Below are 25,106 nucleotides of genomic sequence, written 5' to 3'. Positions count from 1 at the left end.
ATCCCTTTACAACTACCTATAGTACAGCCGTGCCTACTACTTGTCAAGTTTTTTTCTTAACAGCAAAACTTAGGCGAGGTCCTCGTTTGTGTCCTCTTTTTCCATCGAGGCATCCTGTGTCTTGTCCTCAAAAACATCGCCGAACAGTCCAAGGACGAACTGTTCTGGATCAAACTCCTGTAAATCGTCAATCTTCTCTCCAAGCCCGACATACTTGACCGGGATATCGAGTTCGTTCCGAATCGCTAGGACGATTCCGCCTTTGGCCGTCCCATCGAGCTTCGTTAAGACGATTCCGCTCACGTTCGTCGCTTCTTTGAACGCTTTCGCTTGAACCATGGCGTTTTGACCCGTCGTCGCATCGAGGGCGAGTAACACTTCGTGCGGTCCGTTCGGAACTTCCCGCTCAATGACTCGTTTTACTTTTTCAAGTTCTTTCATTAGATTGACCTTATTTTGGAGACGTCCCGCCGTATCACAAATCAAGACGTCCATGTGACGAGACTTGGCGGCTTGAACGGCGTCAAAGACGACGGCAGCCGGGTCAGACCCTTCCGTTTGACGAATGACGGGAACCCCGACACGTTCTCCCCATACTTGAAGTTGCTCGATGGCGCCGGCACGGAACGTATCCCCTGCCGCGAGCATGACGGAACGCCCTTCAGATTTCAACTGGTGCGCCAGCTTGCCGATGGTCGTCGTCTTTCCGACACCATTGACGCCGACAAACAAGATGACCGTGAGTCCGTCTTGCATATTCAGTTCACGGTCCGATTCATCCTCTTGGAGGCGGTTCGCCACGACTTCGACGAGTGCGTCACGCACCGCGACCGGGTCCTTCAGATTACGTCGCTTCACTTCTTCTTTCAAATCTTCGACGAGATCCATCGTCGTCGTGACGCCGACATCCGCTTGAATGAGTAAATCTTCGAGTTCATCGAAGAAATCTTCATCCACTTCGCGGAAGCGATAGACGAGGTCGTTGACGGCACTTGCAAAGCCGTCACGCGTCTTCGTCAACCCCTCTGTAAACTTTTGTGACACCTCTTGGGTAGATGTCGTCAACTTCTCTTTTAATTTCTTGAAAAAGCTCAACGTGATTCCTCCATCTCTTCATCCATTTCAACGACACGTTTTGCTTCAGACAGTTCGACCGATAATACCTCGGATACCCCGTTCTGTTGCATCGTGACGCCATATAGTGTATCCGCCGCTTCCATCGTCCCTTTACGGTGCGTGATGATGACGAACTGCGTATCGATTGACAACGTCCGAATGTATTCTCCGAAACGATGCACGTTCGCCTCGTCAAGGGCCGCCTCGACCTCATCGAGAACACAAAACGGTACCGGACGCGTCTTCAAAATCGCAAACAATAAAGCGATGGCCGTCAGCGCACGCTCTCCACCAGATAACAGACTGAGTGTCTGTAACTTTTTACCCGGTGGTTTGGCGACGATTTCGATTCCTGTGTTCAACAAATCCGATTCGTCTACCAATTTCAAATCCGCTTCCCCGCCACCAAAAAGCTCGGTGAACGTCTGTTTGAAATGCGCCCGGACGCTCGTATACGTCTCTTTGAAGAGGCGTGTCACTTCGCGGTCCATCTCGGCGATGATCTCATATAAATCTTCTTTTGCACTGACGAGGTCATCCCGCTGTTCGGACAGGAACGTGAACCGTTCGTGGACACTATCAAACTCTTCGATCGCATTTAGATTGACCGGTCCGATTTCTTCGATTTGACGAACGAGCAACTTAAACTCCTCTTTCGCCTCTTCTAACGGGATTTCTAGTGCCGGCAATAGTTCTGCGACGAGTCCGTTCTCTTCTAACACATCGAGCTTCCATTGTCGTTTCAGCTCGAACTCTTGTTTCGCCGTTTCAAGTTTTCGAACGACAGCTTCAGCTTGACGTCTTGCCTCCGTTGCCTGATCGACCCGTTGACGTATGATCCGATACGCCTCTTCGTTCGTCTTGAGTGTTGTTGACGCTCCTTGAAGCCGCTCTTGAATTTCTTTGAAATCCAGTTTGGCAGTAGCAAGCGTCGCCTCGAGTTCTGCAGATGACACGACTTCTCCACTCTCGAGCCGCGTCAATTCACGCTCCATCTGATCGCTACGTTCCTGCAAACGACTTTGGTCGGTCATCAGACGGTCCAATTCATATTGGACCCGCTCTTCTTCGAGCGTGTGCCGCTGAAGATCGAGCTCGTTTTGACGCAGCAACGATTCCAGTTGACCCGTGCTCTCAGCACTTTTCGCCTGCTCTGCCCGAAGCGATTCGAGACGTGACCGAATGTCAGCTTGGGCGCGGTCGGTGTCGGCCAATTCAATCGTCAATCGCTCTAATTCAGCAGTCGATGTCTCGATTGTCCGCTCATAGCGCATCATTTCATGATCGAACAGTTCCAGTTGTGACTTGGCATCGAGGGAGGCACGTTCCGCAGTACGGTAGGCCGACTCGACTTCACGGAGGCTCGTTTCAACGGAACGTTTCTCATCCCGAAGTTCAGACAACTGTTGCGTAATGTCCTCCAACTGTTCTGTATACTCTTGAAGACGTGTTTTTTGCTCATGCAACATGGCGAGGCCTTGAGTGAGACCTTGTTTCAAATCATCTAATTCGCGCGACTGCGTGAACAGGGCAACGCCCTGCTTGCGACTACCACCCGTCATCGATCCGCCAACGTTGACGATATCCCCTTCTAACGTGACGACACGGAAACGATATCCCGTCGATTGGGCGATACGGTTCGCGACTTCAAGTGTCTCCGCCACAAGCACGGAACCGAGCAACGACTTTTTCAACGTCTCGTATGATGCATCTGTTTCGACGAGTTCCGACGCCACACCGACAAATCCGTTCATCGAGTCGAGTCGATCTAACACCTCACTCGGCACGAATCTCGGTTTGATCGTCGTCATCGGCAAGAATGTTGCTCGTCCCGCGTTGGCTTTTCGTAATTTGTCAATTTCACGGCGTCCCACCGTCTCATCTTGTACGACCACATGCTGCTGTGTCTGCCCAAGTGCCGTTTCGATGGCCGCTTCATACGAAGGACGGACACGGATCAGTTCCGCGACAGCACCAAGGACACCTGATGAACGGTCTTTTAAGACGAACTTGACCGCATGGAAATAGCCTTCATACGATTGCTTCATCCGTTCGAGCATCTCGATTCGGTCTTCCGTCTTCTGACGGCGGCGTTCGAGGTCGTAGAAAGACGATTCGGCTCGTGTACGTTTTTCACGAATTGCCGTCTCTTCGTCCCGAAGTTGCGTCTCTTTTTGACTCAGTTGTTCAAAGCGACTTTGTACCGCTTCATACTGCTCTCGAGTCGCCAAAAGTGTCGCTTCCTGTGAGGAACGATCATCGAGACGATGTTTGTTCTCGCGTAGAAGGCGTTCTTTCGACTCGACGGCGACATCGATATCCCGTTGTTCCCGCTTTTGTTGGTTACCGATTGTCGCTTTCGTTGTCGCGAGTTCGAACGCCTCACTTTGTAACGCTTCGATTTCAGCATTGAAATCACGAGAGGCGGCTTTCAACTGTTGTTGAAGTGACTCTCTCGTCGCAGTCGTTTGTTTCAACGTGTTTCCTTTTTGGTCAAGTTCTTCATGAACGACCTTCAATCGCGCTTCAAGCTCGGTCATCTCTGCACGTACTTCTTCACGTTGTCGGATGAGTCGTTCTTTCATCTCGGCACCGTGTTCTTCTTGTGCTTTTGCGAGCTTGATGTCACCCGTCAAACGCTCGACATAGGTCGAATGCTCCCGTTCTTTTTGGTTCAGTTCTGTCAATTCTTCGCGTAACTCGGCGAGCTTCGCTTCGAGCCCGCTACGTTCCTCCGTGAGGTCACGTAACGAACGGTCACAGTCAGATAACTGTTGAACCGATTCCACGTGACGTGCGGACACTTGCTCAATCTCCTGTTGGAGCAACTGAATTTCTGCGCCCATGATTCCTGTTTCGAGTTCATCATGTCTCGCTTTGGCGACTTTGTACTCCCGAGCGAGCGCCGCTTGTTCACGGAGCGGTTCGACTCGGTCCGCCAACTCGAATAAAATGTCATCGACCCGGGACAAGTTTAATTCGGTGTCCTGTAACTTGCGTTCAGCCTGTTTTTTCCGCTGACGATATTTCAATACACCGGCTGCCTCTTCGATGACGGCACGTCGATCTTCCGGTTTCCCAGAAATGACTTGTTCGACCCGCCCTTGACCGATGATGGCGAATGCATCTCGTGAAAGACCTGTATCCATAAATAAATCAATCACATCTTTTAACCGACATGGTTTTTTATTCATAAAATAGTCGCTGTCCCCACTTCGGGTCACGCGACGGGTCACACTCACTTCTTCATATGGGAGACGCAACTGTTCGTCTCGATTATCGAGAACGAGGGTGACCTCGGCGACATTTCGGTGATTCTCTCCCTCACTTCCGGCAAAGATGACATCTTCCATCTTGGCACCACGAAGTGATTTGGCCGACTGTTCTCCGAGTACCCAGCGAACAGCGTCCGATATATTGGATTTCCCGCTCCCGTTCGGCCCTACTACAGCCGTGACGCCGGGACGGAAATCTAATTCAATTCGCTTGGCAAATGATTTAAAGCCAGCGAGTTCGATTCGTTTTAAGTGCATCGTGACCATCCTATCCGCAGTAAGCATTCATCTGTATATTTTACCACAGTTAACAGTTCGTCAAAATGCCCGAATCATGCTATTCTAAAAAGAACTGTAGAAAGGGGAATACAGATGACGAATGAACAGATGATTGAAGCCATTTTGGATAAAATGAACATTATTAACCGCAGTGCAATCAAAGCGGAAGAATATAATGCGGCTGATCCGTCAGCGGTGAAAGAGATTTACGAGTACGTGATGACACGCTCTTCGCTCTCTTTGTCGGAAGTCGATGGTATCGTCGAAGAACTCGGTCAATTGACATGAAAAAGGAGTGGACCCCCAAGCGGTCCACTCCTTTCGTTTATAAATCTGCGTAGCGCCGATTAAAGGCAATAAGCGCTTCTTTAGCAGCCAATTGCTCGGCTTCTTTTTTCGAACGCCCAACCCCTTCACCGACGATGTCGTCGCTGAGGCGTGCATGTGCGACGAATTCCCGGCTATGCGCCGGCCCACGTTCCTCAATGATCTCATACGATACAGGTCCGAGCCCTTCCCGTTGGACGCTCTCCTGTAACTGGCTCTTGAAATCGGTCTGTTCTTCGAATACTCCCGCTAAGACTTTCGGAAAAACCGCTTCGGCGAGGAATCGTTCGACGGCCTCAATTCCTTGGTCCAAATAAAGAGCACCGATATAGGATTCGAACACATCGGCAAGCAGTGCCGGACGTTTTCGTCCACCGGTCAACTCTTCACCTTTCCCAAGCAAGATGAAGTCAGAGAAAGCATAAGCTTCCGCAAAATTCACGAGTGACGGTTCGCATACGATCGCCGCTCGTAATTTCGTCAATTCCCCCTCGGAGCGCTCCGGATAAGTCTCATAGAGGAAGCGAGATACGGTCAGTTCTAAAACAGCATCCCCTAAAAATTCTAAACGTTCATTGTCTTTTCTTAACCCGCGTTGCTCATTCACATAAGATGAGTGTGTGAACGCCTGCATCAACAAGTCGTGATTCGAAAATTGAACGTTCAACCGTTCTTCTAATGATTTAAATAGTTCCAAGATGCGTGCTCGTTCCATCTCCTGACGCCGACGCCGTTGCGCCGACCCTTGACGGTCAAACCGTCGTTTGTCTTTTGTCATAGTTCCCTCCATGAATAAGCACAAGCCCACCGCCCGGAACCGAGCGGTGGGATGGCTTGATTACAATTTTGTTTCGATGTAAGCCACTACGTCGCCAACAGTCGCAAGCTTCTCAGCGTCTTCGTCTTCGATCGTGATGTCGAATTTGTCTTCGAGGTCCATCACCATTTCCATTACTTCAAGTGAATCCGCACCAAGGTCATCCTTGAACGATTTGTCTGCTGTGATCTCAGATACGTCTTTCCCGAGTTTCTCAGCAACTGCTTCTTGTACGTCTACTAAAATTTGTTCTTTTGTCATGATAAAATCCCTCCAAAGGTAAGTATATTAAATGTCAGTCTGTTGGTAAAGTTCTCTTTTACGCCATCGTCATGCCGCCATCGACGGCAATCGTCTGTCCGGTCACATAAGCGGCTTGTTCCGAAGCGAGGAAGGAGACAAGGTTCGCCACATCCTCCACCTGTCCGAAACGGTTGAACGGAATCTGCTCGAGTGTAGCCTCTCGTTGCGCATCTGTCAAGGCATCGGTCATATCCGTTTGAATGAACCCTGGACAGACGGCATTGACAGTCACGTGACGTCCCGCGAGTTCGCGCGCCACTGATTTTGTCAATCCGATCAACCCTGCTTTTGCAGCCGCATAGTTCGCTTGTCCTGCATTGCCGGTAATCCCGACAACCGAGGCGATGTTGATAATTCGACCTGCTTTCGACTTGAGCAAAGGTCTCGTGACGGCTTGCGATGTCAGAAAGGCGCCTTTCAAGTTCGTCGACAGCACATCTTCGAAATCGGCTTCTTTCATTCGCATGAGTAACCCGTCACGCGTGATCCCTGCATTGTTGACGAGACAATCGACGCGTCCGAACGTATCGACTGTCGTCTTGACGAGCGCTTTGACATCGTCAGCATTGGATACATCTGCTTTCACGGCGATGGCTTCGCCGCCTGCATCCGTGATCATGGCCACGACATCATTCGCCTTTTGTTCACTACCCGAGTAGTTCACGACGACCCGAAAGCCGTCTTCCCCTAAACGTTTCGCGATGGCCGCCCCGATTCCCCGGGACGCCCCTGTCACGATCGCCACTTGATCATGCACGTACTTCTCCTCCTAACGAGGCGACTTCTTCCAACGTGGTCGCCTTTTGAATCGAAACGTTCGAGTCGATTCGTTTAATCAATCCTGAAAGCGGTGAAGATGGGCCGAACTCGATGAACGTGTCTACGCCGTCTGCAATCGCCTTGCGCACACATTCTTCAAAACGGACAGACGAATACAGTTGTTTCGTCAATAACGCCTTCAACTGTTCAGGGTCACGATGTACCGCCGCATCCACGTTCGAAATCAAGTCGATGGAAGCCGCTTTAAATGGCGACGAGGCAAGAACGTCTTGGAAACGTGTTGCTGCCGGCATCATGTAGGAACTATGGAACGCTCCAGATACGTTTAACGGCAATACCCGCTTCGCACCGGCAGCCTTCAATTCCACGCTTGCTTGTTCGACCGCGTCGACATGCCCTGAAATCACGAATTGACCAGGACAATTCAAGTTGGCGATTTGAACTAAATTCCCACTCGCACTGATTTTTTCAGTGATATGAAGCGCTTCTTGAAGATCGGTCATCCCGACGACTGCTGCCATCGTTCCATCCTTCACTTCAGACATCAACTGTCCACGCGCCCGGACGAGAACGGTCGCTTCTTCAATATCGATGACACCCGCACTGACGAGCGCCGCATATTCACCGACACTATGCCCGATGACGACATCTGGTGCCGCACCGCTCTTCGCATAGGCTTGCGCGAGGAGCGAAGCGTGCGCCACGATGGCCGGCTGTGCAATTTCCGTTTCTTGTAGGTCTTCCTTCGACCCGGATGACATGACTTCAAGAAGGTCAAATCCGAGTCGACGTCCGATTGCTTGAAGCGTTTCAGGATGATCTAAAAAGGTTTGTCCCATCCCAACGGCTTGGGAACCTTGCCCTGGAAACACCCATGCTACTTTCCCCATATCTTCACCTGCTTTCGCTTAGTCTATCGCTTTGGCACGCTTGATTTTTTCAACGACATCGTGATCTACCATGATTTTCGCCTGTTTCAACGCACTCATGATGGCGAGTGCATCGCTCGACCCATGCGCCTTGATGACCGGTGCATTGATCCCGAATAATCCGGCTCCCCCGTGTTCGCGATAATCCAACGTTTCTTTTAATCGTCTCAATTTCGGTTTTAAGATGAGAGCGGCGAGTTTGGATACAAGGTCACTCGTGAATTGTTCTTTCATCATCTTCATGAGCATCGAAGAGGAGCCCTCCACACCCTTTAACAAGATGTTTCCGGCAAATCCTTCGGTCACGATGACATCCACATCACCTGACATCGCTTCACGCGCCTCGACATTCCCAACAAAATGGACAGGTGCCTGTTCAAGGAGGGGGAACGCTTCTTTTGTCAGCGCATTTCCTTTACCAGCTTCTGTCCCGATATTGAGAAGGGCGACACGCGGTGTCTTGATGCCACGCACATGTTCCGCATACAGTGAACCCATAATCGCATAGTCGACGAGGTGTTCAGCTTTTGCATCCGGATTCGCTCCGACATCCAGTACGACGACACCACTACCAGTATATGTAGGGAACGTCGGAGATAATGCCGGACGCTCGATTCCTGGGATTCGCCCGATGATGAAAAGAGACGCCGCCATCAATGCGCCGGTATTCCCGGCAGACACGAGAGCATCCGCTTTTCCTTCTTTGACGAGCTGAGCTGCCACGACGAGCGAGCTGTCCTTCTTACGGCGCACCGCCCGTACCGGTTCGTCTTCGCCTGTGATGATTTCACTGGCTGGAACGACCGTCACTCGAGGGTCATCAAGACCGTATGAGGCAATTTTCACCTCATCACCGACTAAAAAGAGTTCCATCGACTCGTTCGGATATTGCGCGACGAACCGTTTCACACCTTCTACAATCGCCTTCGGTGCGTAATCGCCACCCATTGCATCAATCGCTAACTTCATGCTTGCTCCTCCTCACCACGTCGGTAAATCGTGAAGTCGCCATCAAAGACGCACTCCTCACCGACATAACTTTCAACTGTGACGTCCGTTCTCCCGTCCCCTCGTAGTTTCATCACACGAGCCTTGGCAACGACTCGCTCTCCAAGATGGACTTGGCGACTGAAGCGAATATCCGCTTTAGTGGTCAACGCCAATTCATCATTGATGAGCGCCACCGCTAACGAGTTGGCTTGCGCGAACAAGACATGTCCACGGGCAATCTCGTTGCGGCTAAAGACGTGTTCTTTTTCTATATCGAGGACTGAGATCGCAGAGTCATCTAGCTTCAAGTCAATCATATCACCGATGACCTCGCTCATTGAAAGCGATTTGACTTCATCGAGATGTTCGGAAGCCACATGTTTGATTCGTTCCCGCACTTCTGGAATTTTTAATTCCATCCGGTCGAGTCGAATTGTTTGGATGCTGACAGAAAACTGCTTTGACAGTTCTTCGTCTTTGATGAACGGGTTATGCTCAATCGTTTCTTGTAACAAGCGTTGCCGCTCTTTCTTAGGTACCCGCATTCAGTTCCCTCCTAAACTAATCGCTAAAGAACTTAATACCTGGTACTAATAGCAGTATATATTCTTTAGTCGTCATTTTCAAGTACTATTCTAACCTTTCCCCAACGAGAAGGTCGAGTTGTTTCAAATAGCCACGTAACCCTTCATACTGGGCGTCATGCCAAAATGTGTCGCTTCCGAGAAGTTTCACGGCATCTTGCATGGCCACTTCCATCACTTTCAAATCGAGAACGGGATCGGCGACACGGAAACTCGGGAGACCGCTCTGTGCGGTTCCAAAGAAATCACCAGCCCCACGCAACTCTAAATCTTTCTCTGCCAATACAAAGCCATCGTTCGTTTCCGTCATCGTCTTCAAACGGACTTTCCCGACATCCGATTTCGGGTCTCCTACCAGGATGCAGAATGATTGATGCGCACCACGACCGACACGCCCTCTCAACTGGTGTAATTGCGCGAGACCGAAACGTTCGGCATCATGAATGATGATTAGAGAGGCGTTCGGGACGTTCACCCCTACCTCGACGACTGTTGTGGAGACGAGAATCTGTGTCGCGTTATCGGCGAATGATTTCATAACCTCGTCTTTTTCTGTACTCGATAGCTTCCCATGCATCAGGCCAACGCCATAGTTCGAGAAGCGTTCTTTCAATAGCTCATACAGTGCCGTCGCACTCTCCACTTCTAATGTATCCGACTCCTCGATGAGAGGTGCAATCACATACGCTTGACGGCCGAGTGCGAGTTCACGATCGACCATTGCATGCACACGATCGATTTGATCATGTTTCGCCCAATACGTTTCAATCGGCTTTCGTCCTTTTGGCATCTCATCAATCGTGGAGACATCCATCTCTCCGAACGCACTGATGGCAAGCGTCCTCGGAATCGGCGTCGCGGTCATATATAATACGTCGGCGAATTCGGCCTTGTCTCGTAGCTTCTTCCGCTGTTCGACACCAAACCTGTGCTGTTCGTCCGTGATCGCCAAATGTAGATTCGAAAATTCGACCGGTCCTTGGATGAGCGCGTGCGTCCCGACGATGATGTCGACGTTACCCGATCGAATTGCCGTCAGAAGCGCTTCGCGCGCCTTCCCTTTCACTGAGCTCGTCAGGAGGGCAATCGTGATGCCAAACGGTTCAAATAATTCCTGTAACGATGTCGCATGTTGTTCGGCAAGGATTTCTGTTGGCACCATCAAGGCCCCTTGATACCCGGCCGTTACAGTCGCATACAAGGCAATCGCGGCAACGACGGTCTTCCCGCTCCCGACATCCCCTTGTAACAATCGGTTCATCCGTTCTGGTTTTTCAAGGTCAGATACGATTTCACGGATGACCCGTGTCTGGGCTCCTGTTAACGGGAATGCGAGCCGTTTGACGAATTCATTCAATTGATGCTTATCGAGGTGAAGGGCCCGACCGTTTCCTGACCGCTCCATTTTACGAAACGCCTGTAATTTTAACTGATACATGAGACACTCTTCATAGACATAGCTTCGTCTCGCCAGTTTATAGGTCTCAACCGTATCCGGGAAATGCATCCCACGAAGCATCGTCATCCGGTCAACTAATCGATATCGGTCGCGAATAGTATGCGGGACCTGTTCGGGCAGATCGTTCACCTGCTCAAAAGCGAGTTTAACGATTCTACTGAAATTCTTTTGTGTCAGTCCGGCACGCAATGAATAAATCGGTTGCAGTCCGCCTGACGGGGCACCAAATTCAAGGTCGGTCGCGCTGATCGTCATCCGGTTCATGTCCCATTTCCCTTTGACCGTCACCGTCTCCCCAATCACCAATTTTTCTTTATAGAAGGCACGGTTGAACATCGTCACTTGGACGGCGTATCGGTCTTCGAGTAACAACCGGAACTGGAGACGATTTTTCCCTTTACTATAGTAACGAACGAGCGGTTCGCCTTGGACTGTCCCGCTCCATTTGACGAGGTCGCCGTGCACAGCCGTCGTCACCGTCCCACTATTATAATTCTCATAACGAAACGGGACGTGCTCAAGCACGTCCTCGATTCGAACAAGTCCCATCACTTCTAACTTTTTGGCCATCTCTGGCCCGACCCCTTTCAGCGTCGTCAGTTGATCATTGTTTTGCATCTTCTTTCGCTCCAAATATATTTCGTTCGAGGCGACGAGCCGTCGGTGTATTGGCAAGTCCACCTTTAGCGGTTTCTTTTAAGGCCGTCGGCATCATTTGGCCAACTTCATGCATCGCCGAGATGACCTCGTCACAAGGAATACGTGAGGTAATCCCCGCGAGCGCCATATCTGCTGCGACAATAGCGTTGGCACCGCCCATGGCGTTTCGCTTGACGCATGGAACTTCCACCAGCCCCGCCACAGGATCACAGACGAGACCGAGCATATTTTTTAGGGCGATCGCAAATGCCGTAGCCGACTGGTCCGGTGTCCCGCCAGCTGCTTCAACGATGGCCGCGGCTGCCATGCCCGTCGCCGACCCGACCTCGGCCTGACATCCACCAGCCGCCCCTGAAATCGAGGCGTTGTTCGCCACGACGAATCCGAACGCACCTGACGTGAACAAGTAACGGATCATCGCGTCGCGGTCCATTTCAAGGCGATCTTTTACTGCAAACAATGTCCCCGGTACGACGCCCGCGCTCCCCGCTGTCGGTGTCGCACAGATTCGTCCCATCGCTGCGTTCACTTCGTTCGTCCCGATCGCTTTCGACACCGCATCTAAAATGAGATCCCCAGCGAGCGACTTGCCCGAACGAATATACTCTTGCATGAGTACGGCATCATTACCCGTCAATCCCGTAACCGACGTGACACCTTGGAGTGCACGTTCGACCGCTTCTTCCATCACCTCAAGATTTCGGTCCATCATCCCGATGATGTCCTCGCGACTGGCGCGTCTGACGTGCATCTCTTGCTCAATCATCACTTCAGAAATCGGGATATTCCGTTCTGTTGCAATCGTCACTAATTCCTCTACTGATTTAAACATCACACATTCTCCTCATTCCCCAAAAATAGCTATCCGTTCGATTTGCGGTAACCGTTCCAGCTCTGCTAACACTTCCGCAGGAATGGTCTCATCAATCTCAATCGCCATCAACGCCTGCATCCCTTTTTCATGGCGGCTCACTTCCATATGACCAATGTTTAATTGGTGATTCGCCAACACACCGGTCACAGCCGCGATGGCCCCGAATCGATCATGGTGCAAGACGACGAGTGCAGGCCCCCCACCTGTCAGTTTCAACGGGAATCCGTTCAGTTCGGTAATTTCAATCGTTCCCCCGCCGATTGAGATCCCGACAATCTCAAATGTGCCCAATTCATCTTCGAGTAAGACCCGGGCCGTATTCGGGTGATCCGTCAACAGATCACTCGTCTCAAAAATGACCTCGATCCCTTTTTCACGGGCGATGTCTAACGCTTGTGGGATTCTCAGATCGAATGTATCGAATCCCATGATTCCACCGACGATGGCCACATCCGTACCGTGTCCGCGATACGTGTCAGCAAACGACCCATAAAATGTGATGTGCGCGGTACGCGGCGTTCTCCCGAACAACTTACCAGCCATCAAGCCGATGCGGGCAGCACCTGCTGTATGCGAACTCGACGGTCCGACCATGACCGGGCCAATAATGTCAAACACACTACGATATTTCATCAATTTTTCCCCCTTTCAAAAATCCCTACCTTCATTATACAGAAGGTAGGGATTCGAAACAGCTTATTCCACACTAAAAATATAAGAGTAAAGCGGTTGTTTACCGTCGTGAACTTCAATTTCAATCTCGTCGTTCACCGATTCGATATATGACGTCAACGCTTCTACGTCCGATGCAGAAGAGCCTTCTCCTGTTAAGATCGTGACGATTTCGTCGTCTGCGTCGATGAGCGCATCGACTAATCGTTTAGCCGCTTCTAAGCTCGATGGAGACGAAGAAACGATTTTCTTCTCAGCAATCGCCATGTGCTCATCTTTTTTGATTTCAACGCCATCGATGCTCGTATCACGAACAGCGTACGTCACTTGACCGGACTTCACTGTCGCTGCTGCCGCTTTCATCGCTTGTTCATTCATCTCGACATCCGCTTCAGGATTGAATGCGATGGCTGCCGCAAGACCTTGTGGGACGGTCTTCGTCGGAATGACCGACACGCCGCACGGTGCGACAGACGCCGCTTGTTCAGCCGCCATGATGATGTTGGAGTTGTTCGGGAAGATGAAGACGTGTTCCGCATGTGCCGATTCAATCGCCTTGACGATATCTTCCGTCGACGGGTTCATCGTCTGACCACCTTCGATGACGTGGGCCGCCCCGAGTGAACGGAACAGTTCGCTGACGCCTTCACCCATTGCGACCGTTACGATGGCAAATGGTGCTTTCGGCTTCTCCGCTTGTTGAACACCGTGTTGGTTGGCACCGTGTTCTTCTTCAAGAATCGTCGAGTGTTGTTGACGCATGTTCTCAATTTTGACTGCGACAAGTTCACCGAAGCGCTGACCTTTCGTGATGACCTCACCTGGCGTCTCGACGTGAACGTGGACTTTCAAGAGCTCCTCGTCCGCGACGACAAGAAGAGAGTCCCCGAGTTCAGACAACTCGTTTCGGAATGCATCTTCGTTGAACGGTGCATCTTTCAACTTGTCCTCTTGGAAACGGACCATGATTTCCGTACAGTAACCGAATTCGATATCTTCTGTTGACATGAATCCTTGCGCCGCATGCGCATGGTGTTCTGCTTCAATCAATGCATCCATCACTGGAGTATGTGGTTTTTCGAGTTCTTTTCCTTCAAGACTCGCAAGGAATCCTTCGTAAATGACGAGAAGTCCTTGACCACCTGAGTCGACGACCCCGACTTCTTTTAACACCGGTAACAAGTCCGGTGTACGGTCTAACGAAGCTTTTGCTTCGACGATGACACGTTTCATGAACTCTGTGAAATCACTTGTCGACTCAGACGCAAGGAGCGCTTCATCAGCCGCTTCACGAGCAACCGTTAAAATCGTTCCTTCAACCGGTTTCATAACCGCCTTGTATGCCGTGTCGACACCGCGTTTGAGCGCTTCTGCAAAATCAACTGTCGTGAGTTCCGTCTTACCTTCAACGGCTTTCCCGAAGCCGCGGAACAATTGGCTTAAAATAACGCCTGAGTTTCCACGTGCTCCCATCAGGAGTCCACGAGCGAACTTTGATGATACCTCTGCGATATCAGATGAGTTCATGGCTGCTACTTCTTTCGCACCTGACGTCATCGTCAAGTTCATGTTCGTTCCCGTGTCTCCGTCTGGAACCGGGAAAACGTTAAGCGAATCTACATAATCTGCGTTTTGGCTCAAGTTGGCCGCTCCGTTTGCGATCATGTTTGAGAGCGCCACGCCATCTAAACGATTTAAACCCACACCAAATCCTCCTCCGTTTTCGTCAGTCATTCGTCAGACGAACGCCTTGAACGAATATATTTACCGACGAAACGTTTAATCCTAAAGTTTCTCCGAGCGTATATTTCACTCGGCTTTGCACGTTGTATGCGACTTCAGATACTTTCGTCCCGTAGCTTACAATGATGTGCATGTCGATATGTACGTCCTCATCCTCTTGACGTACGACGACACCACGCGCGTAATTTTCACGTTTTAACAATTCAGCAATGCCGTCTTTCAATTGTGCCTGTGAAGCCATGCCGACCACACCGAAGCATTCCATCGCCGCACCACCTGCGAGTGTCGCGATGACGTCACTTGTGATGTCAATATTGCCATATGTTGTCTTCATTTCAATTGCCATATGGAGTAGCCTCCTTTATTCGGAATGATTCCTAATGTACATTCTACAATAAGTACCTAGTTATTAAAAGAACCTGCTCCAGAATCTCGGTCAATTAACGCGATAACCTCATTCATTATTCAAATCCTTGAGAGTAATGTCAAGTTTTTTTCTTGTCATGGTATGATTTTCTAGTTGCATCGGGAAAAAAGCCGTGCTAATATAAACGAGTGTCTATTAGGACGAACCCACATAAAAAAGGAGGGGAAACGCATGGCACGTAAATGCTACGTAACAGGTAAATCACCTAAATCAGGTAACAACCGTTCGCACGCACTCAACAAGACAAAACGTACTTGGGGTGTAAACGTACAAAAAGTTCGTATTCTCGTTGACGGTAAACCGAAACGCGTTTGGGTTTCAGCTCGCGCACTTAAATCAGGTCTCGTTGAACGCGTATAATACTTATACACGAACGAATAAATCCCAGCGGCATTCGCCGATGGGATTTTTTTTGCTTATTTTTTGACGAGCATAACGAGGGTCATTCCTTCATGAACCGTCAACAAGGCAATCTCTTCGCTCCATTCATTTGAAATGGTCAACGCTTGCGCGCTATGGACCGGATGACGCTCGAGTGGATATTTGACGCCATCAATTGAAATCGTGGCGGTTTTCCAAGGCATGAAAGACAAGTAATGTTCATCTAGTTTTTTAATCTCATAACTTCCTGGCCGAGCGAGAAAAATCGTTTGACCCGTCCCATGAAGAACCATCCCCGGATACGATTCGAGTAGACCGACGTTCGCGAACGTCATATCAACTCGACCACCGAGTGCCCCGTACACGTCCATCTGGGTCGCCCCCCGATCGATTGCCAACTGAAGCGCAATCTCGAGGTCGGTCACATCCTTTTCAGATGGATAACGTAGCGCTTCCTCAGGCGGTGTTCCGACAAACGAATCAAAGTCCCCGACCACGACGTCGACATCAATCCCTTCATCTAATAATCTCTGATATCCGCCATCGACACCGATGACAAAATCGGCATCACGCGGTAAGTCCGGAATAGGTTCCGGACTCGCCGCGACGATCAAGATGTTCATTGACGAATGTCCCGTGTCGCGACACGCGTGAATCGCGGAGCTGTCGTGAAGAGTAAGACTAATACGATGGCTGAGATGACAAATGACGGAACCATATAAGTTGCGTTATAGCCAAGTGAATAAGCCACGACCGGACCCTCCGCATACTCAGCGAAAAAGACAATCCCTGAGATGACGTGAGCCGCATAACGCAACGCCGACCCGATCAATGCGCCGAGCACCAAATAGGTAGCGAGCGTCTTCGTCGCGCCTTGACCAGCGGCCTGTTTCACACGTCCGGCAAAGACGCCGGCCACGCCGACAAGTCCGTACGCGACCGTATAATCGAGCAAGAACTGAACTGGCGTAAAGATATAGGCTCCGAACAAGAGTTGAAGCGTCCCGACGAGCGCACCAGTCGCAAGTCCCCCTTTCAATCCGTGACGAAACGCCATCACAAAGATTGGGAGCATCGCCAGACTGATTGATCCCCCTTGTGGCAAACGATATGGGATGAGTAAATCAAAAACTAGCCCAAGCGCTGCGAACAATGAAATTTCGATGAGTGCTTGTAATTTAAAACGTGATTTCATCTTTCTTCCTCCTTTATTGTGTGAACGACAAAAAGCAGCATGACGTAAACGCCATGCTGCTTGGATTCGCAACGTGCATTTTCGCCACATCCCTACGTCCGTGTGAACGGAACAGGTTCAAAGGGTTAGCGTATGCCTCTCAGCCACTTCATGTGACACCCCTTGCGACTCTATCTTGTTGTTCTACCGTCGATTATACACGAGATGCGCCACGAATGCTATCAATGGCTGCTTTATAATCCGGTTGATTGTAAATGGCCGAACCGGCAACTAGGACATCTGCCCCTGCATCAATGCAACGTTTCGCCGTCTCTTCGTTGACACCACCATCAATCTCAATTTCAAAATCGAGCTGACGGTCTTTGCGAAGCTGACTGAGCGCCGAGATTTTCGGTACGACGGATTCAATGAACGCTTGTCCACCAAACCCTGGATTGACGGTCATGAGCAATACCATATCGACATCTTGAAGGATATGTTCAATCGTAGAGAGCGGTGTGTGCGGGTTCAAGACGACCCCACATTTCGCCCCTGCCGCTTTGATTTGCTGCAAGACTCGATGTAAATGGTTCGTTGCTTCCACGTGAACAGTCACAATGTCTGCCCCCGCCTTGACGAAATCTTCGACATAGCGTTCCGGTTGATCAATCATCAAATGCACATCGAGAACCATGTCTGATTTTTTGCGCAAGCTTGCGAGGACTGGTAGCCCAATCGAGATGTTCGGCACGAACTGCCCATCCATCACGTCAAAATGGATATAATCCGCCCCCGCATCTTGAACGGCTTTCACTTCAGCCTCCAAATTGGCAAAGTCGGCTGCTAAAATTGATGGTGCGATTTTAATCATCTGTCAATACCTCCGTTTACGATCGTTTAACTCCTCCATAAAGGTAACATAATTCTCATAACGAGTTGAAGCAACTTTGCCATCTTCTACGGCTTGTTTAATGGCACAGCCCGGTTCATTGATATGGACGCATCCCCGGAACTTGCAATCGTCGTGACGTTCCACAAATTCTGGGAAGCACCATCTTAGTTCATCCGCCTCGAGTTCTTGAGGAAACTCGAGACTAGAAAATCCTGGCGTATCCGCCACAAGCCCGTCGGCCAATTGAATGAGCGTGACGTGACGCGTCGTATGTTTCCCACGACCGAGTGATTTGGAAATTTTCCCTGTGGCCAATTCGAGTTCAGGCGCGACTGCGTTTAAAAGCGAACTCTTCCCGACACCTGTTTGACCGGCAAACACGCTCGTCTTCTCTTTGAAGAGTCCCCGTACTTGATCGACCCCATCCGAAAGCTCCGTCGACGTTTCAATCACGTCATATCCGATGGCACGATAGCGGGCGACCGCTTCTTGAATCGGTCCGGTCTCTTCTTCACTGAGTAGGTCCATCTTCGTTAACACGATGATTGGATGAATCTGTTTGGATTCGATCAATACGAGGAATCGGTCAAGCAAATGATAAGAAAACGCCGGTTCTTTCACAGAAAAAAGTAGAAATGCCTGATCGATGTTGGCGATTGGTGGGCGGACGAGATGGTTTTGACGTTCCTCCACCTCTAAAATATAGCCTGTCCCATCTTCTTGATCTTGAATGACAACGTCATCGCCGACGACAGGTGAGATGTTTCGTTTCCGAAAATTCCCTCTCGCCCGACACCGAATCTCTTGATTCGACTCGGTCATCACATCATAAAACCCGCCTTGTAAACGAATAATCGTTCCTTTCAATATGACTACCTCCCTTAAAAAAGAGGTGACGACACCGTCACCTCTTTATTGTGCCTCTTTGGCCTGTGCATATGTGACTGAATCCGTTCGGACGATCTCACCATCGACTTCAATCGTTGCGGTCCCGACTTCGTCCGGAGCAATGACGAGCGTATACGAGTATGTTGTCGTCTCTGTGATTTTATCCCGTAACACTTCAATTTCACCACGCGCATCGACCGTACGAATCACGACCTCCACGGCTTTCGGTTTCTTGTCTTTTTCCGGTTGCTCGACTTCGACGCTCACTTCACGTTCGATGGAGACGTCCGTCGGTTCAACCCCTTCCGATACGATGACCGTAAGTTCCGTTCCCGGATCGACTGCCGTACCCGCCGTTGGAAGTTGACGGATGATTTGACCTTTAGGAACACTTGTCGAAAACTCATCCCGTCTCACGATTTTTAACTTGTTTTGATCGGCATAAGTCGATGCCTCGTCAAACGTATATCCCGCGAGATTCGACAGTTCGACTTTGTTGCTTCCTGTCGACACGACGAGCGTCACCGTCACTTCTGAAGGAACGACCTCCTCGCCTGGGTCGAGCGATTGCGAAATCACATCTCCGCTAGCGACTGTTTCCGAAGCTTCTGTTTTGATTTCAAGGTCACTGAACGCCAGATCTTTTAACATGCGTTCAGCTGCTGTTTGGGACAATCCCTCCACATTCGGCATTTCGACGGTTTCTTTCCCGGCCGAAACGACGATGGTCACCGTCGTGCCTCGTTTTGGTTTACGCCCTTCTTGTGGGTTTTGCGAAATGACCTCACCTTCTTCGACGTCATCGCTCGCCCGCTCCGTCACTTCGACGACGAAATCGGCATTCTCAAGTTCAGAAGTGGCATCTCCGATACTCATTCCAACGACATCCGGAACGACGGCTCGTGACATTTCATCGGCGACCACGTATGCCGCAATGCTCCCTCCAATCAGGATCAACACGAGTAAAATCCAAATCCACCATTTGCGTTTCTTCTTTTTGACTGGAGTCACCGCTTCAGGTTCTTGCTCACTAGACGCTGTGACCGGAGTCGGTGTTACTGGCGTCTCTGGTTTTTCTTCAGGTATGACCGGTTTCATGACGAGCGTTTGATCGAACTCATCCTGACTGGCCGGAACACGTCTCGGCTCATTGGCGCGTTCACGGCTTAATGCCGTCATGCAGTCTTTCTTAAAGGCTGCGACCGAAACATGACGGGCACCTGGTGACTTCGACAATGCTTGTATGACGCAGTTTTCGAGTGCCTGTGGAATATTCGGATTCAAGTCCATCGGTCGAATCGGGTCATCTTGCAGATGTTGAAGCGCAACGGCGACCGGTGTCTCGCCAATGAACGGGACACGACCTGTCAACAATTCGTACAGTACGGCACCGAGCGAATAAATATCTGACTTTTCATCAGCAAATTTACCGCGTGCTTGCTCAGGTGAGAAATAATGGACCGAGCCCAGCACAGACATCGTATGCGTCAACGTCGCATTCGACATCGCCACGGCAATCCCAAAATCAGTCACCTTCACGTTACCGTGCTGATCAATCATCATGTTCTGCGGCTTGATATCACGGTGAATGATTCGATTCGCATGGGCATGGTCAATCGCATCACAAATCTGTCCCATGATGCGTAGCGCTTCATCGACAGATATGTATTCCTCTTGCAAGTATTGTTTTAACGTCACCCCATCGACGTGTTCCATGACGATATAGTACAAATCTTCTTCATCGCCGACGTCATAGATCGCCACGATGTTTGGATGGTTCAGACTCGTAGCCGCATGGGCTTCTCGCTCGAACCGACGTATAAATTGTTCGTTATGTGAGAATTCAGATCGCAACACCTTGATGGCGACGGTTCGGTTTAAGATCTCGTCATGAGCCCGGTAGACATTTGCCATTCCTCCGCTGCCGATTTGTTGTTCGATCCGATAACGATCGTTGATTCGTTCTCCGCTTCGCATCGGATTCATCCTCTCTTTCTATCTGTGAATTGAACGAGGGCGACCGTGATATTGTCGCTCCCTCCCAATTGATTGGCTTCTGCAATGAGTTGCTCCGCTTTTTGTTCGGCGGATGCCGTTTGTTGTAATACGTGTTGAATCGCCACATCGGTCATGTGTGTCGTCAATCCATCCGTACAAATTAAAATCACATCAAACTCAGGGTCAGCGAGCACTTGCACGTCAGGTTCGACTTGTTCGCTTGAACCGATTGCCCGGGTGATGACATTTCGTTTCGGATGAACCCGCATCTCTTCTTCCGTCAATTCACCAAGTTGTTTGAGCACATTGACGTAAGAATGGTCCTCCGTAAGACGTCTTAACTCATTCGCCTGGAGCGCATAGACGCGACTATCTCCGATATGGACGATGACCACCGTCTCTTCATTCCAACAAACAGCTGCCACAGTCGTTCCCATCATGACAAGATTGGACTGCTTCGCAAATTGCAACACTTGATCGTTCGCCAAATCGATGTGGTGGCGGAACCATCGTTCGATTTCGACAGGGGTTGTCGGGAGAGACGGGAACGCCCGTCTAAACTCTTCAATCACGATTTGACTCGCAACCTCTCCCGCTGCATGCCCACCCATTCCGTCTGCAACCAGGGCAATCCCGGTTATGGCATCACCTAAGATTAAAACTGCATCTTCATTTTGTGTGCGTACTTGTCCACGATCTGTTCGAAATGCTAATTCCATCTTTCTGATTACCTCGTTTCTTGTTCGCGCTCCTTCGCTCGAAGCTGTCCACAAGCGGCATCGATGTCCGACCCTTGCTCGCGACGGATTGTCACGTTCACATTGCGGTCTTTGAGCACTTTTTCGAAGGCAAAGATTTGAGCTCGCGGTGTCCGTACATAGTCACGTTCGAGTACATGGTTGACGGGAATCAAGTTGACGTGACATTTGATTCCTTTTAACAGGTCTGCCAAGAGATGGGCATATTCTTCCGTATCGTTGACACCACCAAAGAGTCCATATTCAAACGTGATGCGACGTCCGCTCTTCTCTGTGTAATAACGAACCGCATCCATCAACTTGTCCAAGTCAAAGGCACGGTTGATCGGCATGAGCTTGGTACGCAATTCCGTCGTCGGTGCGTGAAGTGAAATGGCGAAGTTGATTCGCATACCTTCATCGGCAAACTTGTAAATCTTCGGAACAATCCCACTCGTCGATACCGTGATGTGTCGTGCTCCGATGTTGAGTCCATTGTCATGGTTGACAGTACGTAAGAAACGCATTAACTCATCGTAGTTATCGAACGGTTCGCCGATTCCCATGACAACGATAGAGTCGACGCGCTCTCCTGTCGCGTCTAATGCACGTTGTACGTCGAGCACTTGAGCTGTGATTTCCCCGGCTTCTAAGTTTCGTTTCAAGCCACCGAGTGTCGAGGCACAGAACGTACATCCGATCCGGCAACCGACTTGTGTCGTGACACAAATCGAGTTTCCGTATTCGTGACGCATGAGTACCGTTTCAATTGAGTACCCGTCCTGAAGTTCAAACAAGAACTTGATTGTGCCGTCTTGGGATTCCTGCTTGACCAATTCTTTTAACGTCGTCAATTGGAACGATGCCTCTAATTTGTCGCGAAGCGCTTTCGGAACGTTGGTCATATCATCAAAAGTCGTGACCCGTTTGACGTACATCCAATCATATAATTGTTTCGCACGGAATGCCTTTTCTCCTGCCTCGATCACCCATGCCTCAAGTTCTGGAAACGTCAACGAATAGAGTGACGGTTTTGCGCCTACGAGTGGATTCTTTTCTACTGCTTTTGGATTCATGTTTTATACCTCTTTCTTAAATGCGGCGATATAGAAGCCGTCGGTCCCGAATGTCGTCGGTAATAATTTTAGTTCAGCACGGTCCGATTCCATCATCGGACGAACAGATTGTGGGAGACGACCTTTGAGCGTTTCGTCCCACATCAACCCTTTCGACAGAATATAGTCAGCCTGCGTCTCATTTTCAGACGGGTCGATTGTACATGTCGAGTAAACTAGCGTACCACCTGGTTTGAGCAGTGGCAATACGGCATCAATGATTTGTCTTTGTATCTTTGGTAAGTTTTCGAGTTGAGCTTTGTCCTTCGTCCATTTAATATCCGGCTTTCGACGAATGACGCCAAGGCCCGAACAAGGGACATCTAAAAGAATCCGGTCAAAGCTTTCTTCTTCAAACCGTTCACCTGCTAAACGAGCATCAAGGGCAAGTGCGGTCACTCCATTGATGTGTAGACGTTTGGCTTGTTGATCAATCAATTTTGCTTTATGTGGATGAAGGTCAAGCGCGGTGAGCGATCCACCTTGCATTCGCTCTGCCGTATGCATCGCCTTGCCGCCTGGCGCGGCACATGCATCTAGGATGACATCGTCTTTCGACACGTTGAGTGCATCCGCGACAATCATGGAGCTCTCATCTTGAATCGATAGAAGACCTTCCTCGATAAACGGGGTCGCATGGACATTACCAGACTCTACGACAAGTCCATCAGCAGATAGTTCAGAACGTGACGTCATGACGCCAGCGTCAGCCAACCGGTTCATCATCTCATCCACTGAAATACACTTTCGGTTGACCCGAATCGTAACAGGAGCAGGTTCATTGTTTAATCGGCAAATCGCTTCTGCCGTTTCCACACCATATAACTCAATCCAATCTGATACGAGCCATTCCGGATGACTGTGCTCGATGGCGATTCGTTCTGCATCGGTCAAGCCACTAAAGTCCGGAAACCCTTCCCGAAGCACATTTCGTAACACCCCGTTTACGAATTTGCTCGTTCCGAGGTGATGGCCTCGTTTCTTCGCGATTTCGACCGCCTCGTGTAGGACGGCCCGATCGGGTACTTTATCAAGATAGAAGAGTTGATAAACGCTCATCCGAAGAAGCGGGAGGACAAACTTATCTAGCTTCTTCGGCGAACGGATACGGTCTTTCAAAATATAATCGAGCGTCCCTTTGCGACTGAGCGTCCCATATACGAGTTCGGTATAGAGACCGACATCTTTTGGGGCAACTTTTTTTTGTTTCAATGTATCATTGACGGCAATCGTCGAATACGCGCCGCCTTGTTCAATTTTCATCAGCGTATCAAGCGCTGCTTCACGTACGTTCATGAGTTCCTCCTAATCGGTCGCCAATCCGTAGCTTTTGTCCGGCGCCACGCATGAAGGTTGCACCATCCATCCGTTTCTTACCTGCGGGTTGCAAATCGGTCACTTTGATTGCGACGTCGTTCCCTGTCGCCACGACAAATCCGTCTTCTTCCAGACGAATGACTTCTCCCGACTGTCCCGTACCTGTCGTTTTTTCTCCCATGAACAATTTCACTCGTTCGCCTTCAAGCGTTGAATAGGCCGTCGGGAATGGATTCATTCCTCGAATATGGTTGTAGATGGACTCGCCATGCTTCGTCCAATCAATCTGTTCACGCTCACGGCTGATGTTCGGAGCAAACGTCACGTCTCGCTCGTCTTGAGGCACCGCCTCAATCCACCCTTCCAAGAAGGCCGGAAGCGTACGGATGAGAAGATCGCTTCCTGCTACAGCCAGTTTATCAAATAAAGACCCGACTGTATCCGTCTCTTCGATAGGTACGATGGTATTGGCAATCATGTCCCCTGCATCTAACTTGTCGACCATGTACATGATCGTCACACCAGTCTCCGACTCCCCATCAAGAATGGCTTGATGAATCGGGGCACCTCCGCGATATTTCGGAAGGAGGGAGGCATGTACGTTGATGGCTCCGTGAGGTGGGGCTTCTAGTAAGGCGGTCGGCACGATTTGTCCGTACGCCGCCGTCACAATCAAATCAGGCTTTAACTCTAAAATTTCTGCATAGTCTGTGCGCACTTTTTCAGGCTGCAACACGGGAATACCGTGACGAAGCGCACACTCTTTTACTGGAGTCGGCTTAAGTTCACGTTTTCGCCCGACCGGTTTATCCGGTTGCGATACGACACCTACGACATTGTATCCTTCTTCAAGCAGTCGCTCAAGTACCGATACGGCGAACGTCGGCGTCCCCATGAAGACGATGCGTTTGTCTTTTCCAGGGTTCGGGACGGCGAGCTTGTCTGTGAACAAGACGCCATCCAAATGATCCATCTCATGTTGAATCGCACGAGCGAAAAAGCCGCTCGCTTGAATCGTATGTGTCCGCCCTTTCAAATCTTGATTCTTGACGACGATCGACTCGTGTCGTTCCACGAATCCGAATTCGCCTGGGATGCTCAAACATCCCTCTAGTCCAACTTCTCGACCGGATGTTTCAATGATTTCCGGGTTGATCAAGACGAGCGGTCCCGTCTCATCATCGGTATGGACGACCGCGAGCCGCTGGTTCAAATTGACTTGCGGTGCCGCGACACCAACTCCGTCATACTCATACATCGTATCAAACAATCGGTCGACAGTCTGACGCAATTTTTTATCAAACTTTGTCACCGGTTCGCACGTTACGCGCAAAATGTCATTAGGTACTTCTACTACTTTATACATGTC

General features: G+C 50.1%; 24 protein-coding genes and 1 riboswitch. Of the genes, 2 read left to right on the top strand and 22 right to left on the bottom strand.

What is annotated here, in order from left to right; all coding sequences use genetic code 11:
* Positions 1-69 precede the first annotated feature (69 nt).
* On the bottom strand, positions 70-1,095 hold the full coding sequence (ftsY, locus tag GVY43_RS02025; protein WP_074037272.1) for a signal recognition particle-docking protein FtsY: 1,026 nt from the start codon (positions 1,093-1,095) through the stop codon (positions 70-72).
* Complete coding sequence (gene smc, locus GVY43_RS02020) at positions 1,092-4,649, bottom strand: chromosome segregation protein SMC (RefSeq protein WP_159562078.1); 3,558 nt, start codon at positions 4,647-4,649, stop codon at positions 1,092-1,094. Before smc ends, ftsY begins: the two co-directional genes overlap by 4 nt.
* Before the next feature lie 114 nt (positions 4,650-4,763).
* Between smc and GVY43_RS02015 the strand changes: the two genes are divergently transcribed.
* Entirely contained in the window at positions 4,764-4,958 is a 195-nt protein-coding gene (locus tag GVY43_RS02015; protein ID WP_159562077.1) for a DUF1128 family protein, read from the top strand.
* A 37-nt stretch (positions 4,959-4,995) separates the two neighbouring features.
* Here GVY43_RS02015 and rnc read toward each other — a convergent pair whose 3' ends face one another.
* The 11 genes from rnc to GVY43_RS01960 all read right to left on the bottom strand — a co-directional run bounded on the left by rnc (position 4,996) and on the right by GVY43_RS01960 (position 15,154).
* Positions 4,996-5,712, bottom strand: a complete 717-nt coding sequence (gene rnc / locus GVY43_RS02010) for a ribonuclease III (protein ID WP_074037940.1) — start codon at positions 5,710-5,712, stop codon at positions 4,996-4,998.
* Between the two features lie 123 nt (positions 5,713-5,835).
* Positions 5,836-6,075 (bottom strand): acyl carrier protein, encoded by a 240-nt coding sequence (gene acpP, locus GVY43_RS02005; protein WP_074037274.1) that lies wholly within the window; start codon positions 6,073-6,075, stop codon positions 5,836-5,838.
* Between the two features lie 58 nt (positions 6,076-6,133).
* Positions 6,134-6,874 carry a 3-oxoacyl-[acyl-carrier-protein] reductase gene (gene fabG, locus GVY43_RS02000; protein ID WP_074037275.1) on the bottom strand — a complete coding sequence of 247 codons (741 nt, stop codon included), beginning with the start codon at positions 6,872-6,874 and terminating at the stop codon, positions 6,134-6,136.
* On the bottom strand, positions 6,867-7,787 hold the full coding sequence (gene fabD / locus GVY43_RS01995; protein WP_159562076.1) for an ACP S-malonyltransferase: 921 nt from the start codon (positions 7,785-7,787) through the stop codon (positions 6,867-6,869). Before fabD ends, fabG begins: the two co-directional genes overlap by 8 nt.
* 18 nt (positions 7,788-7,805) lie before the next feature.
* Positions 7,806-8,795, bottom strand: coding sequence for a phosphate acyltransferase PlsX (plsX, locus tag GVY43_RS01990; protein WP_159562075.1), 990 nt, complete (start codon positions 8,793-8,795; stop codon positions 7,806-7,808).
* Positions 8,792-9,361, bottom strand: coding sequence for a transcription factor FapR (gene fapR / locus GVY43_RS01985; RefSeq protein ID WP_015881355.1), 570 nt, complete (start codon positions 9,359-9,361; stop codon positions 8,792-8,794). Before fapR ends, plsX begins: the two co-directional genes overlap by 4 nt.
* Positions 9,362-9,446: 85 nt before the next feature.
* Positions 9,447-11,477 carry an ATP-dependent DNA helicase RecG gene (recG, locus tag GVY43_RS01980; protein ID WP_159562074.1) on the bottom strand — a complete coding sequence of 677 codons (2,031 nt, stop codon included), beginning with the start codon at positions 11,475-11,477 and terminating at the stop codon, positions 9,447-9,449.
* Positions 11,464-12,351 carry an L-serine ammonia-lyase, iron-sulfur-dependent, subunit alpha gene (gene sdaAA / locus GVY43_RS01975; protein ID WP_074037281.1) on the bottom strand — a complete coding sequence of 296 codons (888 nt, stop codon included), beginning with the start codon at positions 12,349-12,351 and terminating at the stop codon, positions 11,464-11,466. Before sdaAA ends, recG begins: the two co-directional genes overlap by 14 nt.
* Before the next feature lie 12 nt (positions 12,352-12,363).
* The gene (gene sdaAB, locus GVY43_RS01970; protein WP_078146679.1) at positions 12,364-13,026 is read right to left on the bottom strand and encodes an L-serine ammonia-lyase, iron-sulfur-dependent subunit beta; all 663 of its coding nucleotides are present in this window, start codon (positions 13,024-13,026) and stop codon (positions 12,364-12,366) included.
* Between the two features lie 63 nt (positions 13,027-13,089).
* The gene (locus GVY43_RS01965) at positions 13,090-14,769 is read right to left on the bottom strand and encodes a DAK2 domain-containing protein (protein WP_201302241.1); all 1,680 of its coding nucleotides are present in this window, start codon (positions 14,767-14,769) and stop codon (positions 13,090-13,092) included.
* 22 nt (positions 14,770-14,791) lie between these two features.
* A complete protein-coding gene (locus GVY43_RS01960) occupies positions 14,792-15,154 on the bottom strand; it encodes an Asp23/Gls24 family envelope stress response protein (RefSeq protein WP_015881350.1) in 363 nt (120 codons plus the stop codon).
* Positions 15,155-15,406: 252 nt separating this feature from the next.
* On the opposite strand from GVY43_RS01960, the gene rpmB reads away from it, so the two are divergent.
* Positions 15,407-15,595, top strand: coding sequence for a 50S ribosomal protein L28 (gene rpmB / locus GVY43_RS01955; RefSeq protein WP_015881349.1), 189 nt, complete (start codon positions 15,407-15,409; stop codon positions 15,593-15,595).
* Between the two features lie 56 nt (positions 15,596-15,651).
* Here the strand turns inward: rpmB and GVY43_RS01950 are convergent, their stop codons facing one another.
* The 9 genes from GVY43_RS01950 to fmt form a co-directional block, all read right to left on the bottom strand.
* The gene (locus tag GVY43_RS01950; protein WP_159562073.1) at positions 15,652-16,239 is read right to left on the bottom strand and encodes a thiamine diphosphokinase; all 588 of its coding nucleotides are present in this window, start codon (positions 16,237-16,239) and stop codon (positions 15,652-15,654) included.
* Positions 16,236-16,811, bottom strand: a complete 576-nt coding sequence (thiT, locus tag GVY43_RS01945) for an energy-coupled thiamine transporter ThiT (RefSeq protein WP_031421608.1) — start codon at positions 16,809-16,811, stop codon at positions 16,236-16,238. Before thiT ends, GVY43_RS01950 begins: the two co-directional genes overlap by 4 nt.
* Positions 16,812-16,883: 72 nt before the next feature.
* A riboswitch (TPP riboswitch) is annotated at positions 16,884-16,984 on the bottom strand.
* A gap of 20 nt (positions 16,985-17,004) precedes the next feature.
* Positions 17,005-17,661, bottom strand: coding sequence for a ribulose-phosphate 3-epimerase (gene rpe / locus GVY43_RS01940; protein WP_015881346.1), 657 nt, complete (start codon positions 17,659-17,661; stop codon positions 17,005-17,007).
* A gap of 3 nt (positions 17,662-17,664) precedes the next feature.
* Positions 17,665-18,552, bottom strand: a complete 888-nt coding sequence (gene rsgA, locus GVY43_RS01935; RefSeq protein ID WP_159563630.1) for a ribosome small subunit-dependent GTPase A — start codon at positions 18,550-18,552, stop codon at positions 17,665-17,667.
* A 42-nt stretch (positions 18,553-18,594) separates the two neighbouring features.
* A complete protein-coding gene (pknB, locus tag GVY43_RS01930) occupies positions 18,595-20,556 on the bottom strand; it encodes a Stk1 family PASTA domain-containing Ser/Thr kinase (protein WP_236548912.1) in 1,962 nt (653 codons plus the stop codon).
* Entirely contained in the window at positions 20,553-21,287 is a 735-nt protein-coding gene (locus GVY43_RS01925; protein WP_074037291.1) for a Stp1/IreP family PP2C-type Ser/Thr phosphatase, read from the bottom strand. The genes pknB and GVY43_RS01925 overlap by 4 nt, the downstream gene beginning before the upstream one ends.
* An 8-nt stretch (positions 21,288-21,295) precedes the next feature.
* On the bottom strand, positions 21,296-22,381 hold the full coding sequence (gene rlmN, locus GVY43_RS01920) for a 23S rRNA (adenine(2503)-C(2))-methyltransferase RlmN (protein ID WP_015881342.1): 1,086 nt from the start codon (positions 22,379-22,381) through the stop codon (positions 21,296-21,298).
* Between the two features lie 3 nt (positions 22,382-22,384).
* Entirely contained in the window at positions 22,385-23,716 is a 1,332-nt protein-coding gene (gene rsmB / locus GVY43_RS01915) for a 16S rRNA (cytosine(967)-C(5))-methyltransferase RsmB (protein ID WP_159562072.1), read from the bottom strand.
* A complete protein-coding gene (gene fmt, locus GVY43_RS01910) occupies positions 23,703-25,103 on the bottom strand; it encodes a methionyl-tRNA formyltransferase (protein WP_159562071.1) in 1,401 nt (466 codons plus the stop codon). Before fmt ends, rsmB begins: the two co-directional genes overlap by 14 nt.
* Between the last annotated feature and the right edge of the window lie 3 nt (positions 25,104-25,106).

The organism is Exiguobacterium sp. 8H, assembly GCF_902506255.1.
In the GTDB taxonomy this organism is placed as follows: domain Bacteria; phylum Bacillota; class Bacilli; order Exiguobacteriales; family Exiguobacteriaceae; genus Exiguobacterium; species Exiguobacterium profundum.
This window is presented reverse-complemented; position numbering and strand designations above follow the sequence as displayed.

Bases quoted from the DNA above. Each gene is read 5' to 3' on its own strand.
- plsX (WP_159562075.1), bottom strand. From the start codon at position 8,795: ATGAAGTTAGCGATTGATGCAATGGGTGGCGATTACGCACCGAAGGCG.
- rpmB (WP_015881349.1), top strand. From the start codon at position 15,407: ATGGCACGTAAATGCTACGTAACAGGTAAATCACCTAAATCAGGTAAC.
- rlmN (WP_015881342.1), bottom strand. From the start codon at position 22,381: ATGAATCCAAAAGCAGTAGAAAAGAATCCACTCGTAGGCGCAAAACCG.
- thiT (WP_031421608.1), bottom strand. From the start codon at position 16,811: ATGAAATCACGTTTTAAATTACAAGCACTCATCGAAATTTCATTGTTC.
- sdaAB (WP_078146679.1), bottom strand. From the start codon at position 13,026: ATGAAATATCGTAGTGTGTTTGACATTATTGGCCCGGTCATGGTCGGA.
- GVY43_RS01950 (WP_159562073.1), bottom strand. From the start codon at position 16,239: ATGAACATCTTGATCGTCGCGGCGAGTCCGGAACCTATTCCGGACTTA.
- GVY43_RS01925 (WP_074037291.1), bottom strand. From the start codon at position 21,287: ATGGAATTAGCATTTCGAACAGATCGTGGACAAGTACGCACACAAAAT.
- rsmB (WP_159562072.1), bottom strand. From the start codon at position 23,716: ATGAACGTACGTGAAGCAGCGCTTGATACGCTGATGAAAATTGAACAA.
- sdaAA (WP_074037281.1), bottom strand. From the start codon at position 12,351: ATGTTTAAATCAGTAGAGGAATTAGTGACGATTGCAACAGAACGGAAT.
- pknB (WP_236548912.1), bottom strand. From the start codon at position 20,556: ATGAATCCGATGCGAAGCGGAGAACGAATCAACGATCGTTATCGGATC.
- fapR (WP_015881355.1), bottom strand. From the start codon at position 9,361: ATGCGGGTACCTAAGAAAGAGCGGCAACGCTTGTTACAAGAAACGATT.
- smc (WP_159562078.1), bottom strand. From the start codon at position 4,649: ATGCACTTAAAACGAATCGAACTCGCTGGCTTTAAATCATTTGCCAAG.
- GVY43_RS01960 (WP_015881350.1), bottom strand. From the start codon at position 15,154: ATGGCAATTGAAATGAAGACAACATATGGCAATATTGACATCACAAGT.
- fabD (WP_159562076.1), bottom strand. From the start codon at position 7,787: ATGGGGAAAGTAGCATGGGTGTTTCCAGGGCAAGGTTCCCAAGCCGTT.
- acpP (WP_074037274.1), bottom strand. From the start codon at position 6,075: ATGACAAAAGAACAAATTTTAGTAGACGTACAAGAAGCAGTTGCTGAG.
- rnc (WP_074037940.1), bottom strand. From the start codon at position 5,712: ATGGAACGAGCACGCATCTTGGAACTATTTAAATCATTAGAAGAACGG.
- recG (WP_159562074.1), bottom strand. From the start codon at position 11,477: ATGCAAAACAATGATCAACTGACGACGCTGAAAGGGGTCGGGCCAGAG.
- GVY43_RS02015 (WP_159562077.1), top strand. From the start codon at position 4,764: ATGACGAATGAACAGATGATTGAAGCCATTTTGGATAAAATGAACATT.
- rpe (WP_015881346.1), bottom strand. From the start codon at position 17,661: ATGATTAAAATCGCACCATCAATTTTAGCAGCCGACTTTGCCAATTTG.
- fmt (WP_159562071.1), bottom strand. From the start codon at position 25,103: ATGTATAAAGTAGTAGAAGTACCTAATGACATTTTGCGCGTAACGTGC.